The following is a 21,879-nucleotide window of genomic DNA, read 5'->3' on the forward strand; positions in this document are numbered from 1 at the left end:
ATAATGGGTCTGGAAGAAAAACTGCCCAGCGGGTTCCTGCTGAGCACGGTCGAGGATTTCGCCGGCTACCTGCGTAAAGGCTCGGTGTGGCCTGCCACGTTCGGGTTGGCGTGCTGCGCGATCGAGATGATGGCCACCGGCGCAGGACGATTCGATATCGCCCGCTTCGGCATGGAAGCGTTCCGCGCCTCCCCTCGCCAAGCCGACCTGATGATCGTGGCGGGCCGGGTGAGCCAGAAGATGGCCCCGGTGCTGCGGCAGGTCTACGACCAGATGACCGAACCCAAATGGGTACTGGCCATGGGTGTTTGCGCGTCCTCGGGCGGCATGTTCAACAACTACGCCATCGTGCAGGGCGTGGACCACATCGTGCCCGTCGACATCTACCTGCCCGGCTGCCCACCCCGCCCGGAAATGCTGCTCAACGCCATCTTGGCGTTGCACGAGAAGATCGCCGAGATGCCGATGGGCGTCAACCGCGAAGAAGCGATCCGCGCCGCCGAAAAGGCCGCACTGGCCAGCACACCCACCATCCGGATGGAGGGCCTGCTGCGATGACCTTCGACTCCCCGGACAACACCGACAACACCCAGGGACAACAGATCCCGGAGGAATCACCCGCCGCACCCCAACCGAAACCGCCCGAAGACGAGGTGATCGGCACCCGTCGCGGCATGTTCGGCGTCAGCGGCACCGGCGACACCTCCGGCTACGGCGGCCTGGTCACCCCGGTCGCCCTGCCCGCGGGCACCCCACCCCCGTACGGCGGCTGGTTCGACGCGTTCGTCGGCACCTTGCGCGCGGCACTGGTGCAACGAGTGATCTCCTTCGACACCGTGATCGAGAAGATCGTGGTCTTCCGCGGCGAACTCACCCTGCACGTGCACCGCGAACACCTGGTCGCGGTGGCCGGTGCGTTGCGGGACGACAGCGCACTGCGTTTCGAACTGTGCCTTGGCGTGAACGGCGTGCACTACCCCGACGACACCGACCGTGAACTGCACGCGGTCTACCCGCTGATGTCGATCACGCACGGTCGCCGCATCCGTCTGGAAGTGTCCGCCCCCGACGCCGACCCGCACATCCCGTCGTTGTTCTCGGTCTATCCGACCAACGACTGGCACGAACGCGAAACCTACGACTTCTTCGGCATCCTGTTCGACGGCCACCCCTCCCTGACCCGCATCACCATGCCCGACGACTGGCGCGGGCACCCGCAACGCAAGGACTACCCGCTGGGCGGGATCCCGGTGGAGTACAAGGGCGCGCGCATACCGCCGCCCGACGAGCGGAGGACCTACAGCTGATGACCGACACAGATTTTCGCCGCGACGAACCCACCGTGGTGACGGTCGCGGGCCAGGACTGGGACCAGGTCAGCGAGGTGATCGACGGCGGCGCCGAAGAACGCATCGTGGTCAACATGGGCCCCCAACACCCCTCCACGCACGGCGTGCTGCGCCTGATCCTGGAAATCGAAGGCGAGACCGTCACCGAGGCCCGCTGCGGCATCGGCTACCTGCACACCGGCATCGAGAAGAACCTGGAATTCCGCAACTGGACCCAGGGCGTGACCTTCGTGACCCGCATGGACTACCTGTCCCCGTTCTTCAACGAGACCGCCTACTGCCTGGGCGTGGAGAAACTGCTCGACATCACCGACCAGATCCCCGAACGCGCCACCGTGGTGCGGGTGCTGCTGATGGAACTCAACCGCATCTCCTCGCACCTGGTCGCGCTGGCCACCGGCGGCATGGAACTGGGCGCGCTGACCCCGATGCTGTTCGGCTTCCGCGAACGCGAACTGATCCTGGACGTGTTCGAAACCATCACCGGCCTGCGCATGAACCACGCTTACATCCGCCCCGGCGGCCTGGCCCAAGACCTGCCCGACGACGGCGTCACCAAAGTCCGTGAACTCCTGGACATCCTGCCCGGCCGCCTGCGCGACATGGAACACCTGCTCAGCGCCAACCCGATCTGGAAGAAACGCACCCAGGACATCGGCTACCTCGACCTGACCGGCTGCATGGCCCTCGGCATCACCGGCCCGGTCCTTCGCGCCACCGGTCTGCCGCACGACCTGCGCAAATCCGACCCGTACTGCGGTTACGAGAACTACGAATTCGACATCCCCACCACCACGGGCTGTGACTGCTACGGCCGCTACGTCATTCGCATCGCCGAGATGGCGGAGTCGATCAAGATCGTCGAACAATGCCTGGACAAGCTGCGCCCCGGCCCGGTGATGATCGACGACAAGAAGATCGCCTGGCCCGCCGATCTGAAGCTGGGTCCCGACGGTCTGGGTAACTCGCCCGAACACATCGGCAAGATCATGGGCACCTCCATGGAGTCACTGATCCACCACTTCAAACTCGTCACCGAAGGGATCAGAGTGCCTGCGGGACAGGTGTATACGGCGGTGGAGTCCCCGCGCGGGGAACTGGGCGTGCACATGGTCAGCGACGGCAGCACCCAGCCCTACCGGGTGCACTACCGCGACCCGTCGTTCACCAACCTGCAAGCCGTGGCCGCGATGTGCGAAGGCGGCATGCTCGCCGACGTCATCGCCGCAGTCGCCAGCATCGACCCAGTAATGGGCGGAGTGGACAGATGAGCAACGAAACCCCTTCCAGCACACCGATTCTCCTGAGCCTCACCACCCGTCCCGAACCGTACCCACCACACGTGCGCGAACGCCTGGAACTGGACGCCAAGGAAATCATCACCCGCTACCCACACCCCCGCTCCGCACTGCTGCCCCTGCTGCACCTGGTGCAAGCCGAGGAAGGCTACGTCACCGGCACCGGCATCGATTTCTGCGCCGACCACCTGAACCTCACCGGCGCCGAAGTCACCGCCGTGGCCACCTTCTATTCGATGTACCGCCGCACCCCCACCGGCGACTACCACGTCGGCGTGTGCACCAACACCCTGTGCGCGGTGCTGGGCGGTGACGCCATCTACGAAGCGCTGCAACACCATCTGGGCGTCAAGCACGGCGAAACCACCCCCGACGGCGCGGTCACCCTCGAACACATCGAATGCAACGCCGCCTGCGACTACGCCCCGGTCATGATGGTGAACTGGGAGTTCTTCGACAACCAAACCCCCGAATCGGCCATCGCGATCACCGACGCCCTGCAAGCAGGCCACCAGGTCCGCCCCACCCGCGGCGCCCCCCTGTGCACGTTCCGCGAAACCGCCCGCATCCTGGCCGGTTTCCCCGACGAACGCCCCGGCGCCCTCGACGGTGCACCCGGCGCCCCCACCCTGGCCGGACTGGAAAGCGCTGCCGCAGAAGGGGACCCGCGATGACGACCCTCACCCCGGTCCTGTCCGAACATTGGGCCACCCCCCAGTCGTGGACCCTGGACACCTACCGCGCGACCGGCGGCTACGAAGGCCTGCGAGAAGCCCTGCGCAAAACTCCCGACGAGGTCATCCAGACCGTCAAAGACGCGGGCCTGCGCGGACGTGGCGGCGCCGGTTTCCCCACCGGCATGAAATGGTCGTTCATCCCCCAGGGCCCTGGCCCCGACGGGACGACGAAACCGCACTACCTGGTCGTGAACGCCGACGAATCCGAACCCGGCACCTGCAAAGACATCCCGTTGATGCTGGCCACCCCGCACACCCTCATCGAAGGCGTGGTGATCGCCGCCTACGCCATCCGCGCCGCGACCGCGTTCATCTACGTCCGCGGCGAAGTGGTCCCGGTGCTGCGTCGACTGCAAGCCGCGGTCGCCGAAGCGTACGAAGCGGGCCTGCTCGGCCACGATATCCTCGGATCCGGTTTCGACCTGGACCTGATCGTGCACGCCGGCGCCGGCGCCTACATCTGCGGCGAGGAAACCGCCCTGCTCGACTCACTGGAAGGCCGACGCGGCCAACCCCGCCTGCGCCCACCGTTCCCCGCCGTCGCAGGCCTGTACGCGTGCCCGACCGTGGTCAACAACGTCGAATCCATCGCCAGCGTCCCCTCGATCCTGCGCAACGGCACCGAATGGTTCCGCTCGATGGGCACCGAGAAATCCCCCGGCTTCACCCTGTACTCCCTGTCGGGCCACATCGCCCGCCCCGGCCAATACGAAGCACCCCTGGGCATCACCCTGCGCGAACTGCTGGACTACGCAGGCGGCGTACGCCCAGGCCACACCCTCAAATTCTGGACCCCCGGCGGCTCCTCCACCCCCATGTTCACCGACGAACACCTCGACGTGCCCCTGGACTACGAAGGTGTCGCCGCCGCCGGATCCATGTTGGGCACCAAGGCATTACAGATCTTCGACGACACCACCTGCGTGGTGCGCGCGGTGCTGCGCTGGACCGAGTTCTACGCCCACGAATCCTGCGGCAAATGCACCCCGTGCCGCGAAGGCACCTACTGGCTGGTGCAGTTGCTGCGTCGCCTGGAAGCAGGCCAGGGCACCGAAGCCGACCTGGACAAACTCGCCGACATCGCCGACAACATCAACGGCAAATCGTTCTGCGCGCTGGGCGACGGCGCGGCCAGCCCGATCTTCTCCTCGCTGAAGTACTTCCGCGACGAATACCTCGCACATCAGCGACTGGGCGGCTGCCCCTTCGACCCGGCCGCCGCCACCGTGTGGGCACCAGTGAAAGAGGAACAATGACTGCCATTGCGCCGGGGAACAACAGCGGTGTGGTGCCCACCGACATGGTCAGCGTCACCATCGACGACACCACCATCGAAGTCCCCGCGGGCACCCTGCTGATCCGCGCCGCCGAACTGATCGGCGTGCAGATCCCCCGCTTCTGCGACCACCCCCTGCTCGACCCCGTCGGCGCGTGCCGCCAGTGCCTGGTCGAGATCGAAGGCCAACGAAAGCCCATGGCCTCCTGCACCATTCCGGTCACCGACGGCATGGTCGTACGCACCCAGATCACCTCCCCCGCCACCGAAAAGGCGCAGCGCGGGGTGATGGAACTGCTGCTGATCAACCACCCCCTGGACTGCCCGGTCTGCGACAAGGGCGGGGAATGCCCGCTGCAGAACCAGGCGATGTCCACCGGCAGCGCCGAATCCCGCTTCGACGGCGTGAAACGCACCTACCCGAAGCCGATCCCGCTGTCCACCGCGGTGCTGTTGGATCGCGAACGGTGTGTGCTGTGCGCGCGGTGCACGAGGTTCTCCCAGCAGGTCGCCGGTGACCCGTTCATCGAATTGATGGATCGTGGTGCGCTGCAACAGGTCGGCACCGCCCAAGCCGAACCGCTCGACTCCTATTTCTCCGGCAACACCGTGCAGATCTGCCCCGTGGGCGCGCTCACCGGCACCTCCTACCGTTTCCGGGCCCGCCCGTTCGACCTGGTGTCCACCCCCAGCGTCTGCGAACACTGCGCGTCGGGCTGCGCGCAACGCACCGACCATCGTCGCGGAAAAGTGTTGCGCCGCTTGGCCGGTGACGACCCGCAGGTCAACGAGGAATGGAACTGCGACAAGGGCCGCTGGGCCTTCGCCTACGCCACCGAACGCGACCGCCTCACCACCCCGATGGTGCGCGGCTGGGACGGCGTCCTGGCCCCCGCCTCCTGGCCCGAAGCCCTCACCGCCGCCGCCGCTGGCCTGAGCGCCGCGATCGGCAATGCCGGGGTGCTCGTGGGTGGCCGCGTCACCGAGGAAGAGGCCTACGCGTACAGCAAGTTCGCGCGAATGGTGTTGGCCACCAACGACATCGACTTCCGCGCCCGCGTGCATTCCGAGGAAGAAGAACGCTTCCTCGCCGCCCGTGTCGCCGGCCGTGGCGTGCAGGTCGACTTCGCCGCGCTGGATCGGGCCCCCGCGGTTCTGCTGGTCGGTTTCGAACCCGAAGAGGAATCGCCGATCGTGTACCTGCGGTTGCGCAAAGCCGCCCGTACCCGCGGTCAGCAGGTGATCGCCCTGGCCCCGTTCGCCTCCCGCGGCCTGGAACGCATGTCGGGTGCGCTCATCCAAACACCGCCCTGCGGCGAAGCCGACATCATCAACGCGATCCTGGCCGAAACCTCCACCGACGCAACAGAACTGCTGGCCATGCTGCACACCCCCGGCGCGGTCATCATGGCCGGTGAACGCCTCGCGGGCAGCCCCGGCGCCCTGTCGGCCGTGTGCCGCCTGGCCGACATCACCGGTGCCGCCCTGGCCTGGGTGCCCCGTCGAGCAGGCGAACGCGGCGCACTGGAAGCGGGCGCGCTGCCCGGCCTGCTGCCCGGCGGCCGACCGGTGGTGGATCCCTCGGCGCGCCAACAGGTTCGACACCGCTGGCAATCCGGCGAACTCCCGGTCACCCTGGGCCGCGACGCCACCGCCATCCTGGCCGGCGCCGCCCAACTGGGCGCCCTGGTCATCGGCGCCGTCGACCCCACCGACCTGCCCGACCCCGCCGCCGCCCTGGCCGCCATCGACGCCGCCCGCTTCGTGGTCAGCCTCGAAATGCGGCACAGCGCCGTCACCGAACGCGCCGACGTCGTGTTTCCCGTAGCGACCGCGATGGAGAAGTCGGGCACCTTCCGCACCTGGGAAGGCCGCCCCCGCCCCTTCACCGCCGCCTCGCTGGACACCACCCGCCGCGTCGCCGCCCCCCTGTCGGACCTGCGCGTCTTGCACTCCCTGGCAGCACAGATGGGTGTCCCGATCAATCTGCCCGACGCCACCTCCGCGCGCACCGAACTCGACCTGCTCGGCACCTGGACCGGCGAACCCATCCCCGCCCCGGAACTGACCAGCCAAACCCGCCCCGTCCCCGGCCCCGGCACCGCCGTGCTGGCCGGGTGGCGGATGCTGCTGGACGCGGGCCGCCTACAGGACGGCGAACCCAACCTCGCCGGTGTCGCCCGCCCGCCCATGGCGCGCCTGTCCGCCGCGACCGCCGCCGAGATCGAAGCCGCCGACGCCGACCACATCATCGTCTACACCGACCGCGGCGAGATCTGCGTGCCGCTGATGATCACGGACCTGCCCGACCGGGTCGTGTGGCTGCCGCTGCACTCGCCCGGTTGCACGGTCGCCGCCGAACTCGGTGTGACACCCGGCGCCGTGGTGCGCCTGCGTCGCGCCGACGACAGGATGAAGGAACACCGTCATGAGTGATCCAGTGCTGCACCTGGCGGCCGGAACTGTTTTCGGCACCGACCCGCTGTGGCTGGTCGTGGTCAAAGCGCTGGGCGTGTTCGTCTACCTGATGCTGGTGCCGTTGATCGCGGTCTACGCCGAACGCAAAGTCGTGGCCTGGATGCAGATGCGGGTGGGCCCCAACCGGATCGGCCCCGGCGGCATGCTCCAGTCCGTGGCCGACGGCGTGAAGATGGCGCTCAAGGAAGACATCATCCCGGCGATCGTGGACAAGCCGATTTTCGTGCTCGCCCCGATCATCTCGGTGATCCCGGCGTTCATGGCGTTCGCGGTGATCCCGATGGGCCCCGAGGTCTCGATCTTCGGCACCCACACCGCCTTGCAGCTCACCGACATGCCCGTGGCGGTGCTGTACATCCTGGCCATCACCTCGATCGGCGTCTACGGCATCGTGCTGGCCGGTTGGTCCTCGGGTTCGACCTATCCGCTGCTGGGTGGTCTGCGTTCCACCGCGCAGGTGATCTCGTACGAAATCGCCATGGCGCTGACATTCGCGACGGTGTTCCTGCTGTCGGGCACCATGGCCACCTCCGAGATCGTCACCGCACAGGAGGGCACCTGGTATGTGTTCCTGCTGCTGCCCTCGTTCCTGATCTACTGCGTGTCCATGGTCGGCGAAACCAACCGCGCGCCTTTCGATCTGCCCGAAGCCGAAGGTGAGCTGGTCGGCGGTTTCCACACCGAGTACTCGTCGCTGAAGTTCGCGATGTTCATGCTCGCCGAATACGTCAACATGGCCACGGTCTCGGCGCTGGCGACCACGCTGTTCCTGGGCGGCTGGCGCGCACCGTTCCCGATCAGCCTGTGGGAGGGCGCCAACTCCGGCTGGTGGCCGCTGCTGTGGTTCACCCTCAAGGTGTGGACGTTCCTGTTCGTGTTCGTCTGGTTGCGCGGCACCCTGCCCCGCCTGCGCTACGACCAGTTCATGAACCTGGGCTGGAAACTGCTCATCCCCACCTCGCTGGTCTGGGTGATGATCGTGGCCGCCGCCCGCGTGCTGGACCTGGAAGGTCTGCCCGGCCAGAACTTCATCCTCGTCGGCGTCGGTCTGGCGATCACCGCGGCGATGATCGCGATGTTCCTGCGCGCGGGCCGTTCCGCGGGTCTGCCCCCGCTGCCCGAGGAACCCGTGTCGACTTCATCGGTGTTCCTGGGTTTCCCGGTCCCGCCGATGCCACCACGGCCCGCGAACGACCAGGCCGAAATCAGCCTGTTCGAACCACTCGCCGGTTTCGCGGTCACCGCGGCGACCATGTTCAAAAAGCCCAATACCGAGTCCTACCCCGAACAGAAGGTGCCCACCGCGCCGCGCTATCACGGCCGCCACCAACTCAACCGGTACGACGACGGCCTCGAGAAGTGCATCGGCTGCGAACTGTGCGCGTGGGCGTGCCCGGCCGACGCCATCTTCGTCGAGGGCGCCGACAACACCGAGCAGGAACGGTTCTCCCCTGGTGAACGGTACGGCCGCGTCTATCAGATCAACTACCTGCGCTGCATCGGTTGTGGCCTGTGCATCGAGGCCTGCCCCACGCGCGCGCTGACCATGACCAACGAATACGAACTCACCGACGACAACCGCGCCGACCTCATCTACGAAAAAGACCAGCTGCTGGCCCCGATGCAGCCGGGCATGACTCCCGCGCCGCACCCGATGGCACCGGGCACCGATGCCGCCGATTACTACCTGGGCCGCGTCGGTCCCGCACCCTCGGACGAGGAGGTCCTGCGATGAGCACCGCACAGCTGGTGGCCGCCGAAGTCACCAACACCTCCACCGGCGAAGCCGTGCTGTTCTGGGTGCTCGCCCCGATCGCGGTGCTGGGCGCACTGGGCATGGTCACCGCGGCCAAAGCCGTGTACTCGGCGCTGTGCTTGGCCGCGGTCATGCTGTCGCTGGCCGTGTTCTACATCGCGCAGGGCGCACTGTTCCTCGGCGTCGTGCAGATCGTGGTGTACACGGGCGCGGTGATGATGCTGTTCCTGTTCGTGCTGATGCTGGTGGGCGTGGACTCCGCGGAGTCGTTGCGAGAGACGTTGCGCGGGCAGCGTATTGCCGCCGCGATCGTCGGGGTCGGGTTCGGGTTGCTGTTCATCGGCGGCATCGGCGCGGCCCTGCGCGACAGCGGAACCAGTTTCCCCGGCCGCGGTTTCGGCGACCGGGACGTGATCGCGGAACTGGCCGAGTTGATCTTCCTGCGCTACGTGTGGGCGTTCGAACTCACCGGCGCACTGCTGATCACCGCCACCATCGGCGCGATGGTGCTGGCCCACCGCGACCAGTTCACCCCCAAGCGCGGGCAACGCGAAATGTCGCGCGACCGCTTCCGCACCGCGGGCGAACGCGCGACCCCGCTGCCGACACCGGGCGTGTACGCACGGCACAACGCCGTGGACAGCCCCGCCCAACTGCCCGACGGTTCCTTCGCCGAACTGTCGGTATCCACGATCCTGCGTCACCGTCGCACCCGCGCCCACACCGAAGCCGCCGTGGCCTCGGTGGGCACGCTGCGTGACACCAAGATCGACAATCCGGCGGCCGACGAGGAAGGCAAGCGGTGAACCCCCAGAACTACCTGTTCCTGTCCGCGCTGTTGTTCACCATCGGCGCCGCGGGAGTGTTGTTGCGCCGCAACGCGATTGTGGTGTTCATGTGCGTGGAGCTGATGCTCAACGCGGTGAACCTGGCGTTCGTGACGTTCTCCCGGTTGCACGGCAACCTCGACGGTCAGGTGATCGCGTTCTTCACCATGGTGGTCGCCGCCGCCGAAGTCGTGGTCGGGCTTGCCATCATCATGACGATCTTCCGTGCCCGCCGGTCGACCTCGGTCGACGCCGCCAACCTGCTGAAGTTCTGACATGGGTACCGCAACGTTGTGGCTGCTGCCCGCCCTGCCGCTGGTCGGCGCGATCATCCTGCTGCTGTTCGGCCACCGCACCGACCGGTGGGGCCCCTACCTGGGCACCGCGGCGGCGCTGGCGTCCTTCGGTGTCGCGGTGGTCGCGTTCACCGATATGCTCGCCCGCCCCGACGCCGACCGCGCCATCCACAAGGAGCTGTTCAACTGGGTCCCCGCGGGCGACCTGCAAGTCGGGTTCACCTTGCAACTGGACCAGCTGTCGATCTGCTTCGCGCTGCTGATCACCGGTGTCGGGTCGCTGATCCACATCTACTCGCTGGGCTACATGAGCCACGACCCCGGCAAACGCCGATTCTTCGGCTACCTCAACCTGTTCCTCGCCGCCATGCTCGTGCTGGTCATGGCGGGCAACTTCCTGGTGCTGTACCTGGGCTGGGAAGGCGTGGGCCTGGCGTCGTATCTGCTGATCGGCTTCTGGTACCACAAGCCTTCCGCAGCAACAGCAGCCAAGAAGGCCTTCGTGGTCAACCGGATCGGTGACATGGGCTTGGCGATTGCCATGATGGTCATGTTCGCGACCTTCGGCTCCTTCGACTTCGCCACCGTGTTCGCGGCAAGTCCCGGAGCCAGCGAAGGCACCCTCACCGCGATCGGGCTGCTGCTGTTGCTGGCCGCGTGCGGCAAATCCGCGCAGGTGCCGCTGCAGTCGTGGCTGGGTGACGCGATGGAAGGCCCCACCCCGGTGTCGGCGCTCATCCACGCCGCCACCATGGTCACCGCCGGTGTGTACCTGATCGCACGCTGCAATCCGATCTACGATCTGGCCCCCACCGCCCGCGCCGCGGTGCTGGCCGTCGGTGCGATCACCCTGCTGTTCGGCGCCATCATCGGCTGCGCCAAAGACGACATCAAGAAGGCACTGGCCGCGTCGACCATGAGCCAGATCGGCTACATGATCCTGGCCGTGGGCCTCGGCCCCGCCGGCTACGCGTTCGCGATCATGCACCTGCTCACCCACGGCTTCTTCAAAGCTGGCCTGTTCCTTGGTGCCGGTTCGGTGATGCACGCGATGAACGACGAAACCGACATGCGCCGCTACGGCGGCCTGCGCACCCTGATGCCGATCACGTTCATCACCTTCGGCCTGGGCTATCTCGCCATCATCGGCGTGCCGCCGTTCTCCGGGTTCTTCTCCAAGGACAAGATCATCGAAGCGGCCTTCGACCACGGCGGCGCGGTCGGAATCCTGCTCGGCGTGGTCACGCTGGTCGGTGCCGCGCTCACGGCGTTCTACATGACCCGCGTGATGCTGATGACCTTCTTCGGCGAACGCCGCTGGAAGCCCGACACCCACCCGCACGAATCCCCCGCGGTGATGACCGGGCCGATGATCCTGCTCGCGTTCGGCTCGGTGTTCGCCGGTGGGCTGTTCGTGTGGGGTTCGTCGCTGGTCAACTGGCTGACCCCCGTCGTGGGCTCCCACCACGGCGAACCCGTCATCCCCCCGGCCGTGGTCACCGGATTGGCCCTGACCGCGGTCGCGATCGGTGTCGCCATCGCCTACCGCAAATACGCCGAGAACCCCATCCCCGAAGTCGCGCCCGAACCGGTCAGCGTGCTCACCGAAGCCGCACGCGACGACCTGTACGCCGACAAGATCAACGAAGCCGTGTTCGAACGCCCCGGCCGCCATCTCACGCGAGCGCTGGTGTTCCTCGACGCGAAAGGCGTGGACGGCATCGTCAACGGACTGGCCGCCTCGATCGGTGGGCTGTCGGCACGAATCCGCAAGGTGCAGACCGGTTTCGTGCGCTCCTACGCCCTGTCCATGTTCACCGGCGCGGCCCTGTTCGCCGCTGCCCTGCTGGCAGTGAGGTTCTGGTGAACTCGTTTCCCTGGCTGACGACACTCTGGCTCGCCCCCGCTCTCGGGGCAGGGCTGGTCCTGGCGGTGCCCGCCGCGCGCCGCAATCTCGCACGCGGCCTGGCCTTCGCGGTCTCGCTCGGTGTGCTCGCGCTGGCCGTCGTGCTGGCCGCACGGTTCCAACCCGGCGGTGACCAGTACCAATTCGTCGAATCCCACGAATGGATCCCGGCGTTCGGCGTCGGCTACACCCTGGGCCTGGACGGCATCGCCACCGCGCTAATCCTGCTCACCGCGGCCCTGGTGCCCCTGCTGATCCTGGCAGGCTGGAACGACGAAACCGCCACCGGCGAAGGCCCCCGCACCACGCACATCTACATGGCGTTGATGCTGCTGGTCGAGTCGATGGTGCTGATCTCGTTCCTGTCGCTGGACATCTTGCTGTTCTACATCTTCTTCGAAGCGATGCTGATCCCGATGTACTTCCTCATCGGCGGCTTCGGCACCCGCACCACCGACCACGCGATCCGCGCCCAACGCTCCCGCGCGGCGGTGAAGTTCTTGCTGTACAACCTGTTCGGCGGGTTGATCATGCTCGCCGCGGTGATCGGCCTGTACGTGCTCACCGCCCAAGCGGGACTGGGCGAAGGGTCGGCGGGGACGTTCGATCTGCGCATAGTGGTCGCCGCGGCCAACAACGGTGAACTCGGCGGCAGCACAACGGTTCTCAACGCCTTGTTCCTGGGCTTCATGTTCGCCTTCGCGGTGAAAGCACCCCTGTGGCCGTTGCACACGTGGCTGCCCGACGCGGCGGTCTCGGCCACCCCGTCCAGCGCGGTGCTGATGATGGCCGTGGTCGACAAAGTCGGTACCTTCGGCATGTTGCGCTACTGCCTGCTGCTGTTCCCGCTGGCCTCGGACACCTTCGCGCCCCTGGTCATCACCCTGGCGGTGATCGGCATCCTCTACGGGGCGCTGCTGGCGATCGGCCAAACCGACATCATGCGCCTGATCGCCTACACCTCGATCTCGCACTTCGGTTTCATCATCCTGGGCATCTTCGCCATGACCACCCAATCCCAATCCGGGGCCACCCTGTACATGGTCAACCACGGATTGTCCACGGCCGCACTGTTTCTCATCGCCGGATTCCTGGTCTCCCGACGCGGCACCAGAATGATCGCCGAATACGGTGGGGTGCAGAAGGTCGCACCGGTGCTGGCCGGCACGTTCTTCATCGCCGGTCTGGCCACCCTGTCGCTGCCCGGCCTGGCACCGTTCGTCAGCGAATTCCTGGTCCTGATCGGCACCTTCCCCAAGTACCAGGTCGCCGCGGTGATCGCGACCTTCGCACTGGTATTGGCCGCGATCTACGTGCTGTGGCTGTACCAGCGGGTGATGACCGGCCCACTGAAAAAGGGCAACGAGCACCTGCGCGACCTGGTGCCGCGCGAACTGGCCGTGGTGGTGCCGCTGCTGGTCGCGCTGCTGGTCCTGGGCTTCTACCCGAAACCGATCCTGGACCTGGTGGATCCCGCAGTGGGACACACCCTTTCCACGATCGGTAAGCACGACCCCGCGCCGACGGTCCCCGCCCCCGAAGCAGGCGCGGCCACCCCGCCCGCAGGCGGCCACAAATGAGGACGGACTCCGTGACCATCACCGACCTGGCGGCCATCGCGCCCGCACCCAGCATCGAATACCACCTGCTGTCCCCGATGCTGATCGTGTTCGCGGTCGGCGTGGTGGGCGTGCTCGTGGAAGCGTTCGTGCCACTTCCCCACCGGTATCCGACACAGCTCACCCTCGCAGTGGTCGGTGTCGTCGGCGCGCTGGTGGCCGTGGTGCTGCTTGGCGGGTCCGAAGGCACCGCGGTGGTGGGCTCGGTCGCCATCGACGGAGTCAGCCTGTTCCTGCAGGGCACGATCCTGTTGGTCGCGCTGCTGGGACTGCTGCTGATCGCCGAACGCGGCGCCGTGCCCCGCGCGCGCAGCGGACCCGGCACCTGGAGTCGAGCGGCCGCCGCTCTGGACCGAGGGGTCGACGCGTTCACCCCGCAGGCGTCCGCGGTGCCGGGCAGCGCACACGAACTCGCCGCCGTGCGCTCGGGTGCCGCGACCACCGAGGTGTTCCCGCTGACCATGATCGCGGTCGGTGGCCTGCTGCTTTTCCCCGCGTCCAACGATCTGCTCACCATGTTCGTCGCACTGGAAGTGCTGTCGCTGCCGCTGTACCTGCTGTGCGGGCTGGCTCGACGCAGGCGACTGCTGTCGCAAGAAGCAGCGCTGAAATACTTCCTGCTCGGCGCGTTCTCCTCGGCCTTCTTCCTCTACGGCGTTGCCCTGCTGTACGGGCAGACCGGCACGGTCTCACTGCCGGGAATCGGTGCGGCACTGGACAAACAACCCGAAGACGCCACCCTGGCCCTGCTCGGCATCGCGATGCTCGCGGTCGGCCTGCTGTTCAAAATCGGCGCCGTCCCGTTCCAAGCCTGGGTCCCCGACGTCTACCAGGGCGCACCCACCCCGATCACCGCCTTCATGGCCGCCGCCACCAAGATCGCCGCCGTCGGCGCGACCATGCGCGTGCTGATGGTGGGAACCGGTGCGCTGAGCGACGATTGGCGCCCGGTGCTGGCGGCGGTGGCGATCGCGACCATGGTCGTGGGTGCGGTCATGGCGATCACCCAGACCGACGTCAAGCGGATGCTCGCCTACTCCTCGATCGCCCACGCCGGTTTCCTGCTCGTGGGCATCGTCGCCGCCGACCGCGCAGGCGTCGCCGCGATCCTGTTCTACCTGCTGGCCTACGGCCTGGGCACCGTCGGCGCGTTCGCGGTAGTCAGCCTGGTCCGCGACTCTTCCGGCGACGAAGCCACCTCCCTGTCGCAATGGGCAGGCCTGGGCCGCCGATCCCCGTGGCTGGCTTCAGTTTTCGCCCTCCTGCTCCTGTCCTTCGCAGGTCTGCCGCTGACCAGCGGCTTCGTCAGCAAATTCGCCGTCTTCGCGGCCGCGTCCGGAGCCGGCTACACCCCCCTGATCATCCTCGGCGTCCTGTGCAGCGCGATCGCCGCCTTCTTCTACATCCGAGTCATCGTCCTGATGTTCTTCACCGACCCCCCAGCAGACGCCCCGACCGTCACGGCCCCCTTCGCCACCACCCTGGTCGTCGCTTTCACCGCAGGCGCCACGGTCCTGCTCGGCATCTTCCCCCAACCCATCCTCGACCTCGCCGACCGCAGCGCCCTGTTCATTCGCTGATACCCCACGAACGCGAAAACCCGCGCTGCCCCACGCGGTTAGCAGCTACGCACCCAGCCGCTCAGTTCCCGCCGCCGTGATCGTGGGTACTGGGCACGGGCGGTGTGGATGAAGTGCCGGTGTTGTCACCGGGGCTGTTCTCGCGAGTGTCTCGGTCGTGTACTGGTGGCGGTCCAGACCGGATCCGATCTGGGGGTCGGGTTGCTGGCCCGGCTTCACCACGACGAATTGGCCCATCATGCCTTGGTCTTCGTGGTAAGTCATATGGCAATGGAACATGTAGGGCCAGCGGGGATCGGTGTAGCCGGTGAACCGGACCGCGAGGGTAGCCACCGCGCCGGGCGCGAGCAGGATGGTGTCTTTCCAGCCGTCGGTCAGCGGCGTGGTCGAGGTGTCGGTCAGCGACAGCACCCGGAACTGGGTGTCGTGCACGTGGAAGTTGTGTAGCCAGTTGTCCTTGTTGGCCACGATCCATACTTCCCAGTTGTCGTGGTCGACGACCTCGTCGATCCGGGTCATATCCATGCGTTTGCCGTTGATCTGGAACCATTCCATGTCGAAAGTCCGGGTCCGCGCACCGGTGGTGTCGGGCAGCGCGAGCAGGGTCGGGTTGAGTCCGTTCGGCAATGCTGCCGGATCGGATCCTTGGCCGGGACCGGTGATCACGAGTAGGTCGAACTGGTCGTCGAGGCCGAAGTCTGGTGCGTCGCTGTTGTCGACCTCGAGATTGTCCGGAAACTTGACTGCCTGCAAGGTGACAGTGTCGGCGACGGCGAGGTCGACGACGATCTCGACCCGTTCACCGGGGCTGAGATACACGTTGTGCACGGGTGTGGGCTCGTTGAGCAGGCCGCCGTCGGAGCCGACCAGGTGAAAGCCGCGACCGTCGGAGAACCGCAGGTTGAACATGCGCATGGTCGCACCGTTGAGGATGCGGAACCGAACCCGCCGGGTGGTAGCGGCGAACTGGGGGTCGGTGATGCCGTTGACGATGGTGGTGTCGCCGAGCAGGCCGATGTCCGGTCGGTCGGTCTCGTCGAGGGTTCCGTCCGGGTTGAATCGGCGGTCCTGAATGATGAGCGGAATGTCGTCGACCCCGTACTGCTCGGGTAGCTGCGCGGCGTCGGAACCGTCGTCGTCGAGGATGAACAGTCCAGCCAGGCCCCGATAGATTTGCGGTCCGGTGAACCCGTGTGGATGGGGGTGGTACCACAGGGTCGCGGCCTGCTGGTCGATCTGCCATTCCGGGGTCCACGTGGTGCCGGGCTCGATCGGCTGGTGCGGGCCACCGTCGGCTCGGGCGGGCAGATGCATCCCGTGCCAGTGCGTGGTGGTCATGTCGGGCAGACTGTTGGTCACCTCCATGCGCACCGTGTCCCCGCGGCGCGCCCTGACGGTGGGGCCGAGGATCGCGCCGTTGTACCCCCAGGTCGGAGTGGACACGCCCGCGCGGATCTCACTGGTACCGGCCTGCTGGGAGCGGCCTCCGCGGGCAGCTTACTCGGCCGGGGCAAGATCGCCCCGCAGCCCGACAGCGGTGTCGTCGATGGAACCAGCACGCCGCGCGGAATCACCCACCGGTGAATCTGCGCGGCGTGCCGTTATTGCGAGACGTTCCGCCTTATCGCGCGGAGTTACGGAAAGGCTCCGTCGGTGCCGCGAGATTCGGTGCGCCCAGCAGCGATGGCGACGACAGGGCGTAGATCCCGTCGTTGGTCATCAGCCAGACGATCTTGCGGTCGTATTCGACATACACGCCGTGGGTGGGGTTGCTGCGTGCCCAATCCTCGGTTTCCGGACCGAAGGTCGGGGGTGCGAAGTAGCCCGCGATCTTCGGCTTCTTCGGATCGGTGACGTCGAAGAACTGTGCACCCGCGTTGTAGAAGTCGTAGATCATGAGCCCGTCCTTGGGCTCACCGGGCGAGGTGTAGTAGCCGCTGCGCTTGGGGCCGAAGCTGCCGCCACGCTGGCAGTAGTCGGTCACCGTCGCGCCGCCCGGAGGTGTCGGACGGGGCAGCCGGCCCACGATGCGCGGCTTGGTGGCATCGGAGGCGTCGATCTGGAAGATGTCCTTGTACGGCTCGTAGCAGTCCTCGGACAGCGGGTAACCGCTCAGATAGACCATGCCGGTCTTCTCGAACTGCGACACGTCGATGTTGTCGGCCTCGGTGCCCGCCACTGACGGGGGAATATCCAGGTGCCCGACTTCGCGCAGGTTCGTGGGGTCGGAGATGTCCAGGATCGACATGCCGAAGCCACCCATGGCCGCGAATCCGTACTTGCCACCGTTTTCGATGGGAGTGGGGATGTAGAGCGGGTTACGCGAACCCATCCACGAGGTCCGGTTGCCGCAGCGCGGATTGGACCGATAGGCCTCTTCCTCACCGCGAACCATGCCATTGCGATGCCAGGTGTCCAGCAGCTTGGGTGCGGCCGGGTCGGCCATGTCCCAGACCTGGAAACCGTTGGCGTATAGGTAGGTCGGGTACTCCTGCATCGACCAGTCGTCGCTGGGCGCGGCCGAGATGAACATGTAGCGGCCACCGTCCCAGTGCGGAACGTCGAGCGAGCCCGAACCCTGCTGCGGCTTGGTGAGGTCCGAGTCGAGCGGATTCTGCTGGGTCTGGTCGGTACTGACCGTGGACAGCAGCTCCCAGTCCTTCTTCCGCGGACCGTTCAGCTTGTAGACCTTGAAACCTTTGAGCTGAGTATCGGCGCGCGCCGCGGCCACCCCTTCCGGGCTGGCGTACTTGCTGTTCTCCGGTGAGTCACCCATCCAGAAGTGCACCTGACGCTTCATCTCGAAGCTCTGCACCATGATGTAGCCGCCGTGCTTGGCGCTCCACTGGATCGTGGAGGCGCCCCACATGTCATGCGCGGCCCAGTCCTTGCCTGCGACGGCCTCGGGGTTACCTTCGACCTCGCCCACGTCCTCGCGGGACAGCGACTCCACGATCTGCACGTTCTTGACGTCGGTGATGTCGTAGACGCGGGCATCGCTGCGGTCGTACTGGAACATGTAGCGTCGACCGTCGAAGTCCACGATGTTCTGCCAGGAATGGAACGGATCCGGCGTGAACTTCTTGCCGGGGTAGTGCGCCTCGACGGTCACGTTGTCGCTCTTGTACGTGTTCGGGTCGTAACCGTCGGTCGCGGGAAACAGCTCCTCACCGCCACCGGGGAACGGATGCTGCTCTTCCTCGTTCACATAGGTTTGCGACGGGTGCAGAAAAGTCCCGTCCTTCTGCATCCCGTAACTACCCGGATCGACCGCGGCCGGTCGCCGGTCCGCACACGCGACCGGAACGTTGGGGTCCTCGGGCAGACCGGCAGCAGCGCTACGATCGTCCATAGCCCGCGTCAGCAACGCCCCGCCCGTTCCGGCGCCGACAGCGACGCCGACAACGACTAGGCCGGCCAGCCATTTCCCCCGTTGTCCCGACAGTTTCACCATGTTGTCCTTCTCCGAACTGGTTGTGCGCGAAGTGCTCTACGGCCGATGGTGTGCAGCGGCCACGACCAGTCTTGCCAGCCGCTGCCCCCGACCTCCCCCTCCCAAAGGCCGGACTGACAGGGTCGAAAACCGACCTCGAGGATCTTGTGGTCCAGATCACTTTTGTGCTAGTGAACGGCTGCCCCGCTATTGGAGGTCCCCCGGGTGCGAACCTGTCGTGAACGGGTTCGGATCGCCGTCGGCGAGCACCCCCACGAACGGTTCACCCTCTCCCGCAAAGGTGTACGCACCACCCTCGATCCGTTCGATCAGTCCGTTCGTCCAGGCCGCCTCACTGTCGGACGAGTGCACCCACATATTCATGATCTCGCCGATGTGCCCGAGCTGTCCGGGGCCGTGTTCGGGTGTGTAGTACTCGGTCACACCGCTTCGCCACCGCTCGAGTCCCGCGATCCGCTCCCGCAGCAGCGCGACGGCCTCGTCCCGTGGCAGGTCGACGATGAACCCGATGCCGGCCGAGAGCATGTCCATCTGCTGGTCATACGAGGTCAGAGACTGGCGAAGCAGTGCGAAGTATTCCTCGGTGCCTTTTTCGGTGATCTCGTACTCCACGCGCGGTGGTCCGCCGACGGTGCTCGGCGCAACCTCGTGCGCGACGAGCAGTCCCTGCTTGGCCATCTGCTTGAGCGCGTGATAAATCGACCCCGGTTTGGCGTTGGACCACTCGTGGGCTCCCCAGAACTCGAGGTCGTTGCGCACCTGGTAACCGTGCGCCCGCCCATGTTGACGGACCGCGCCCAGGACCAGCAGTCGGATCGCTGACATGCACATCTCCCTCTAGGCAACTTTGACTAGGAACCCGGAGGTCAGCTTAGCCAGTCACGTAACCCCGGATCGTCGGTGTGATTAGTCAAGTTTGACTAATCGCTCGATTCTTCGTACCGTGGACTTCTAGTCAAGTTTGATCAATGACTGAAGGAGAACACCGTGCATGACCACGATCAAGCGATCGTCGTCGAAGGCCTACGCAAGAAATACGGGGACAAGCAGGCCCTCGACGGTCTCGATCTCACGGTCCGAGCCGGAACCGTCCAGGCAATTCTCGGCCCGAACGGTGCTGGAAAGACCACAGCCGTGCGCATCATGTCCACCCTGCTTCGCCCGGAGTCCGGGCGTGTCGAGGTCGCCGGAATCGACGTGCGAACCAGGGCGGACGAGGTGCGCTCACGGATCGGCCTGCTCGGCCAGAACGCCGCCGTCGACGAGGAACTCAGCGGCCGACAGAACCTCGAGATGTTCGGTCGCCTCTACCATCTCGGCGCGCGCCGAGCACGAACCCGAGCCGACGAACTCCTCACCCGATTCGGGCTCGCCGACACCGGCAAGAAGGCCATCAAGAACTACAGCGGCGGCATGCGACGACGTCTCGATCTCGCGGCCTCGCTCATCTCCCAGCCGCAGGTTCTGTTCCTGGACGAACCGACCACCGGCCTGGACCCGCGCGGCCGCACGGAGGTCTGGAACGCGGTCCGCTCCTTGGTCGGCGGCGGTACCACCGTCCTGCTGACCACCCAATACCTGGAGGAGGCCGACCAATTGGCCGACCGGATCGCGGTGATCAACCACGGAAAAGTCATCGCCGAAGGCACCGCGGACCAGCTGAAATCCGAGATCGGCGGCGACCGCATCGACGTGGTCCTGCACGACCCCGCCCACCTGGCCCGAACAGCCGCACTGCTACCCGGCGACGCGGTGGTGGATCAGGACCGACGCCAGATCAGTGTCGCGGTCACCGACCGGATGGCGGCGCTCACCGAAACCGTGCGGACCTTGGAGTCCGCGGGCATCGAGGCCGAGGACATCGCACTACGCAAGCCGACCCTCGACGAGGTCTTCCTGCACCTGACGAAGGAGAACGTGGCATGACTGTGAGCACCACGCACGGCATCGGTTCGACGCTGCGTTGGGCGATCACCGACTCGGCGACGATGACCAGACGCGAACTGGCACATTGGGTGCGCCAGCCCGCGCAGGTGGTGATCGGCCTGGTCTTCCCGGTGATGCTGCTGCTGATGTTCAGCTACCTGATCGGTGGCGGACGTGGCGTCGACGGCGACTTCACGTCCTACCTGGTGCCCGGCATGCTGACGATGACCATGGCCTTCGGTCTCGAAGCGACGATGCTGTCGGTCACCCAGGACCTCGGCAAAGGTGTCATCGATCGGTTGCGGTCGATGCCGATGAACTCCGGTGCCGTACTGGTCGGCCGCAGCGTCGCGGACATGCTGCAATCGGTTGTCGGGCTGGCGGTGATGATCGCGGTGGGTTACGCGATGGGCTGGCGCTGGCACGACGGCCTCGCCTCCTTCCTGACCGCGGTGGGACTGCTGTTGCTGCTGCGCTTCGCCATGCTGTGGATCGGCATCTACCTGGCGATGGTCGCCGGCAAGCCGGAATCGGTGCAGGCGGTGCAAATGCTGATCTGGCCGGTCAGCTTCCTGTCCACCGCCATCGCCTCCCCCGACTCGATGCCGTCCTGGCTCGGCACGATCGTGGAATGGAACCCGATGTCGGCAACAGCCACCTCGGTCCGCACCCTCTTCGGCAACCCCGGCACGAACGGCACCTCGTGGGCCGCAACCCACGCGGAGTTCCTCGCGGTGGTGTGGCCGCTGGTTTTGATCGCGGTGTTCTTCCCACTGGCAGTACGTCGATTCCGCGACCTGAGCCACTAGTCGATGGGGCAGCGGCACTGGCACAGTGTCAGTGCCGCTGCCCCGTGCCGGTCTCCCGCCCGTCGGAGACTGAACAGGTGAGTCCGATTGAACCGCCCCGGAATTCGGCGTTTGCTACTGTCGCCGATATGACGATTTCACGATGCTTCGTGAACATCTGCAGTGACCGCCTCCCCGCAACGCGTGACTTCTACGTCGACCTACTGGGTTTCCGAATCGCCTACGACAGCGACTGGTTCGTGCAACTCGGCGACGCCGAATCGGACGCAACCATCGGCATCATCGCGCGTGATCATGAACTGGTTCCCGAGTCTGCCCGCGGCGCGTTCGGCGGCTCCTACCTCACCATCGTCGTCGCCGATGTGGAACCCGTCTACGCCCGAGCCAAGGACCTCGACGTCCCCATCGTCGAGGCACCCCGAGATCTGTTCTACGGCCAACGCCGCATGCTGGTCACCGACCCCAACGGTTACCTCGTCGACGTCTCCAGCCCGACCGCACCACCACCCACCGACCTCTGAACCATTGCGCAGTGCTCGGCAATCGATGCCAGGCCGACCCTGTCGGA

The 21,879-nt window shown here is 66.3% G+C and carries 18 protein-coding genes; 15 read left to right on the forward strand and 3 right to left on the reverse strand.

The window, feature by feature from the left end:
• Positions 1-3: 3 nt before the first annotated feature.
• The 12 genes from ACFWU5_RS07555 to nuoN are packed head-to-tail and all read left to right on the forward strand — an operon-like array spanning position 4 to position 15,122.
• Positions 4-558: a NuoB/complex I 20 kDa subunit family protein gene (locus tag ACFWU5_RS07555; protein WP_379242578.1), complete on the forward strand. Its 555-nt coding sequence runs from the start codon at positions 4-6 to the stop codon at positions 556-558.
• Positions 555-1,307 (forward strand): NADH-quinone oxidoreductase subunit C, encoded by a 753-nt coding sequence (locus ACFWU5_RS07560; RefSeq protein ID WP_379242576.1) that lies wholly within the window; start codon positions 555-557, stop codon positions 1,305-1,307. Before ACFWU5_RS07555 ends, ACFWU5_RS07560 begins: the two co-directional genes overlap by 4 nt.
• Positions 1,307-2,620 (forward strand): NADH dehydrogenase (quinone) subunit D, encoded by a 1,314-nt coding sequence (nuoD, locus tag ACFWU5_RS07565; RefSeq protein WP_379242574.1) that lies wholly within the window; start codon positions 1,307-1,309, stop codon positions 2,618-2,620. Before ACFWU5_RS07560 ends, nuoD begins: the two co-directional genes overlap by 1 nt.
• A complete protein-coding gene (nuoE, locus tag ACFWU5_RS07570; protein WP_379242572.1) occupies positions 2,617-3,321 on the forward strand; it encodes an NADH-quinone oxidoreductase subunit NuoE in 705 nt (234 codons plus the stop codon). Before nuoD ends, nuoE begins: the two co-directional genes overlap by 4 nt.
• Positions 3,318-4,640 carry an NADH-quinone oxidoreductase subunit NuoF gene (gene nuoF, locus ACFWU5_RS07575; RefSeq protein WP_379242570.1) on the forward strand — a complete coding sequence of 441 codons (1,323 nt, stop codon included), beginning with the start codon at positions 3,318-3,320 and terminating at the stop codon, positions 4,638-4,640. Before nuoE ends, nuoF begins: the two co-directional genes overlap by 4 nt.
• Positions 4,637-7,096, forward strand: coding sequence for an NADH-quinone oxidoreductase subunit G (locus ACFWU5_RS07580; RefSeq protein WP_379266484.1), 2,460 nt, complete (start codon positions 4,637-4,639; stop codon positions 7,094-7,096). Before nuoF ends, ACFWU5_RS07580 begins: the two co-directional genes overlap by 4 nt.
• Positions 7,089-8,873 carry an NADH-quinone oxidoreductase subunit NuoH gene (nuoH, locus tag ACFWU5_RS07585; RefSeq protein WP_379266485.1) on the forward strand — a complete coding sequence of 595 codons (1,785 nt, stop codon included), beginning with the start codon at positions 7,089-7,091 and terminating at the stop codon, positions 8,871-8,873. The genes ACFWU5_RS07580 and nuoH overlap by 8 nt, the downstream gene beginning before the upstream one ends.
• On the forward strand, positions 8,870-9,700 hold the full coding sequence (locus ACFWU5_RS07590; protein ID WP_379266486.1) for an NADH-quinone oxidoreductase subunit J: 831 nt from the start codon (positions 8,870-8,872) through the stop codon (positions 9,698-9,700). The genes nuoH and ACFWU5_RS07590 overlap by 4 nt, the downstream gene beginning before the upstream one ends.
• Positions 9,697-9,996, forward strand: a complete 300-nt coding sequence (gene nuoK / locus ACFWU5_RS07595) for an NADH-quinone oxidoreductase subunit NuoK (protein ID WP_379242562.1) — start codon at positions 9,697-9,699, stop codon at positions 9,994-9,996. Before ACFWU5_RS07590 ends, nuoK begins: the two co-directional genes overlap by 4 nt.
• A 1-nt stretch (position 9,997) precedes the next feature.
• On the forward strand, positions 9,998-11,884 hold the full coding sequence (gene nuoL / locus ACFWU5_RS07600) for an NADH-quinone oxidoreductase subunit L (RefSeq protein ID WP_379266487.1): 1,887 nt from the start codon (positions 9,998-10,000) through the stop codon (positions 11,882-11,884).
• Positions 11,881-13,503 carry an NADH-quinone oxidoreductase subunit M gene (locus ACFWU5_RS07605; RefSeq protein ID WP_379266488.1) on the forward strand — a complete coding sequence of 541 codons (1,623 nt, stop codon included), beginning with the start codon at positions 11,881-11,883 and terminating at the stop codon, positions 13,501-13,503. Before nuoL ends, ACFWU5_RS07605 begins: the two co-directional genes overlap by 4 nt.
• Complete coding sequence (gene nuoN / locus ACFWU5_RS07610) at positions 13,500-15,122, forward strand: NADH-quinone oxidoreductase subunit NuoN (RefSeq protein ID WP_379266489.1); 1,623 nt, start codon at positions 13,500-13,502, stop codon at positions 15,120-15,122. Before ACFWU5_RS07605 ends, nuoN begins: the two co-directional genes overlap by 4 nt.
• 45 nt (positions 15,123-15,167) lie before the next feature.
• Here nuoN and ACFWU5_RS07615 read toward each other — a convergent pair whose 3' ends face one another.
• From ACFWU5_RS07615 to ACFWU5_RS07625, 3 genes are all read right to left on the reverse strand, one after another.
• A complete protein-coding gene (locus tag ACFWU5_RS07615) occupies positions 15,168-16,577 on the reverse strand; it encodes a multicopper oxidase family protein (protein ID WP_379266538.1) in 1,410 nt (469 codons plus the stop codon).
• A gap of 166 nt (positions 16,578-16,743) precedes the next feature.
• Positions 16,744-18,576 (reverse strand): hypothetical protein, encoded by a 1,833-nt coding sequence (locus ACFWU5_RS07620; protein WP_379266490.1) that lies wholly within the window; start codon positions 18,574-18,576, stop codon positions 16,744-16,746.
• Positions 18,577-18,762: 186 nt separating this feature from the next.
• Positions 18,763-19,401: a PadR family transcriptional regulator gene (locus tag ACFWU5_RS07625; RefSeq protein WP_379242550.1), complete on the reverse strand. Its 639-nt coding sequence runs from the start codon at positions 19,399-19,401 to the stop codon at positions 18,763-18,765.
• Between the two features lie 162 nt (positions 19,402-19,563).
• On the opposite strand from ACFWU5_RS07625, the gene ACFWU5_RS07630 reads away from it, so the two are divergent.
• The 3 genes from ACFWU5_RS07630 to ACFWU5_RS07640 all read left to right on the forward strand — a co-directional run bounded on the left by ACFWU5_RS07630 (position 19,564) and on the right by ACFWU5_RS07640 (position 21,832).
• On the forward strand, positions 19,564-20,502 hold the full coding sequence (locus ACFWU5_RS07630) for an ATP-binding cassette domain-containing protein (protein WP_379242548.1): 939 nt from the start codon (positions 19,564-19,566) through the stop codon (positions 20,500-20,502).
• A complete protein-coding gene (locus ACFWU5_RS07635; protein WP_379242546.1) occupies positions 20,499-21,311 on the forward strand; it encodes an ABC transporter permease in 813 nt (270 codons plus the stop codon). The genes ACFWU5_RS07630 and ACFWU5_RS07635 overlap by 4 nt, the downstream gene beginning before the upstream one ends.
• Positions 21,312-21,439: 128 nt before the next feature.
• Positions 21,440-21,832, forward strand: coding sequence for a VOC family protein (locus tag ACFWU5_RS07640; RefSeq protein ID WP_379242544.1), 393 nt, complete (start codon positions 21,440-21,442; stop codon positions 21,830-21,832).
• Positions 21,833-21,879: the final 47 nt, after the last annotated feature.

This window comes from Nocardia sp. NPDC058640, from assembly GCF_042716995.1.
Lineage (GTDB): Bacteria > Actinomycetota > Actinomycetes > Mycobacteriales > Mycobacteriaceae > Nocardia.

Excerpts from the sequence above, each read along its gene's own strand:
- ACFWU5_RS07555 (WP_379242578.1), top strand. The coding sequence starts at position 4 with ATGGGTCTGGAAGAAAAACTGCCCAGCGGGTTCCTGCTGAGCACGGTC.
- ACFWU5_RS07560 (WP_379242576.1), top strand. The coding sequence starts at position 555 with ATGACCTTCGACTCCCCGGACAACACCGACAACACCCAGGGACAACAG.
- nuoD (WP_379242574.1), top strand. The coding sequence starts at position 1,307 with ATGACCGACACAGATTTTCGCCGCGACGAACCCACCGTGGTGACGGTC.
- nuoE (WP_379242572.1), top strand. The coding sequence starts at position 2,617 with ATGAGCAACGAAACCCCTTCCAGCACACCGATTCTCCTGAGCCTCACC.
- nuoF (WP_379242570.1), top strand. The coding sequence starts at position 3,318 with ATGACGACCCTCACCCCGGTCCTGTCCGAACATTGGGCCACCCCCCAG.
- ACFWU5_RS07580 (WP_379266484.1), top strand. The coding sequence starts at position 4,637 with ATGACTGCCATTGCGCCGGGGAACAACAGCGGTGTGGTGCCCACCGAC.
- nuoH (WP_379266485.1), top strand. The coding sequence starts at position 7,089 with ATGAGTGATCCAGTGCTGCACCTGGCGGCCGGAACTGTTTTCGGCACC.
- ACFWU5_RS07590 (WP_379266486.1), top strand. The coding sequence starts at position 8,870 with ATGAGCACCGCACAGCTGGTGGCCGCCGAAGTCACCAACACCTCCACC.
- nuoL (WP_379266487.1), top strand. The coding sequence starts at position 9,998 with ATGGGTACCGCAACGTTGTGGCTGCTGCCCGCCCTGCCGCTGGTCGGC.
- nuoN (WP_379266489.1), top strand. The coding sequence starts at position 13,500 with ATGAGGACGGACTCCGTGACCATCACCGACCTGGCGGCCATCGCGCCC.
- ACFWU5_RS07620 (WP_379266490.1), bottom strand. The coding sequence starts at position 18,576 with ATGGTGAAACTGTCGGGACAACGGGGGAAATGGCTGGCCGGCCTAGTC.
- ACFWU5_RS07625 (WP_379242550.1), bottom strand. The coding sequence starts at position 19,401 with ATGTCAGCGATCCGACTGCTGGTCCTGGGCGCGGTCCGTCAACATGGG.
- ACFWU5_RS07635 (WP_379242546.1), top strand. The coding sequence starts at position 20,499 with ATGACTGTGAGCACCACGCACGGCATCGGTTCGACGCTGCGTTGGGCG.
- ACFWU5_RS07640 (WP_379242544.1), top strand. The coding sequence starts at position 21,440 with ATGACGATTTCACGATGCTTCGTGAACATCTGCAGTGACCGCCTCCCC.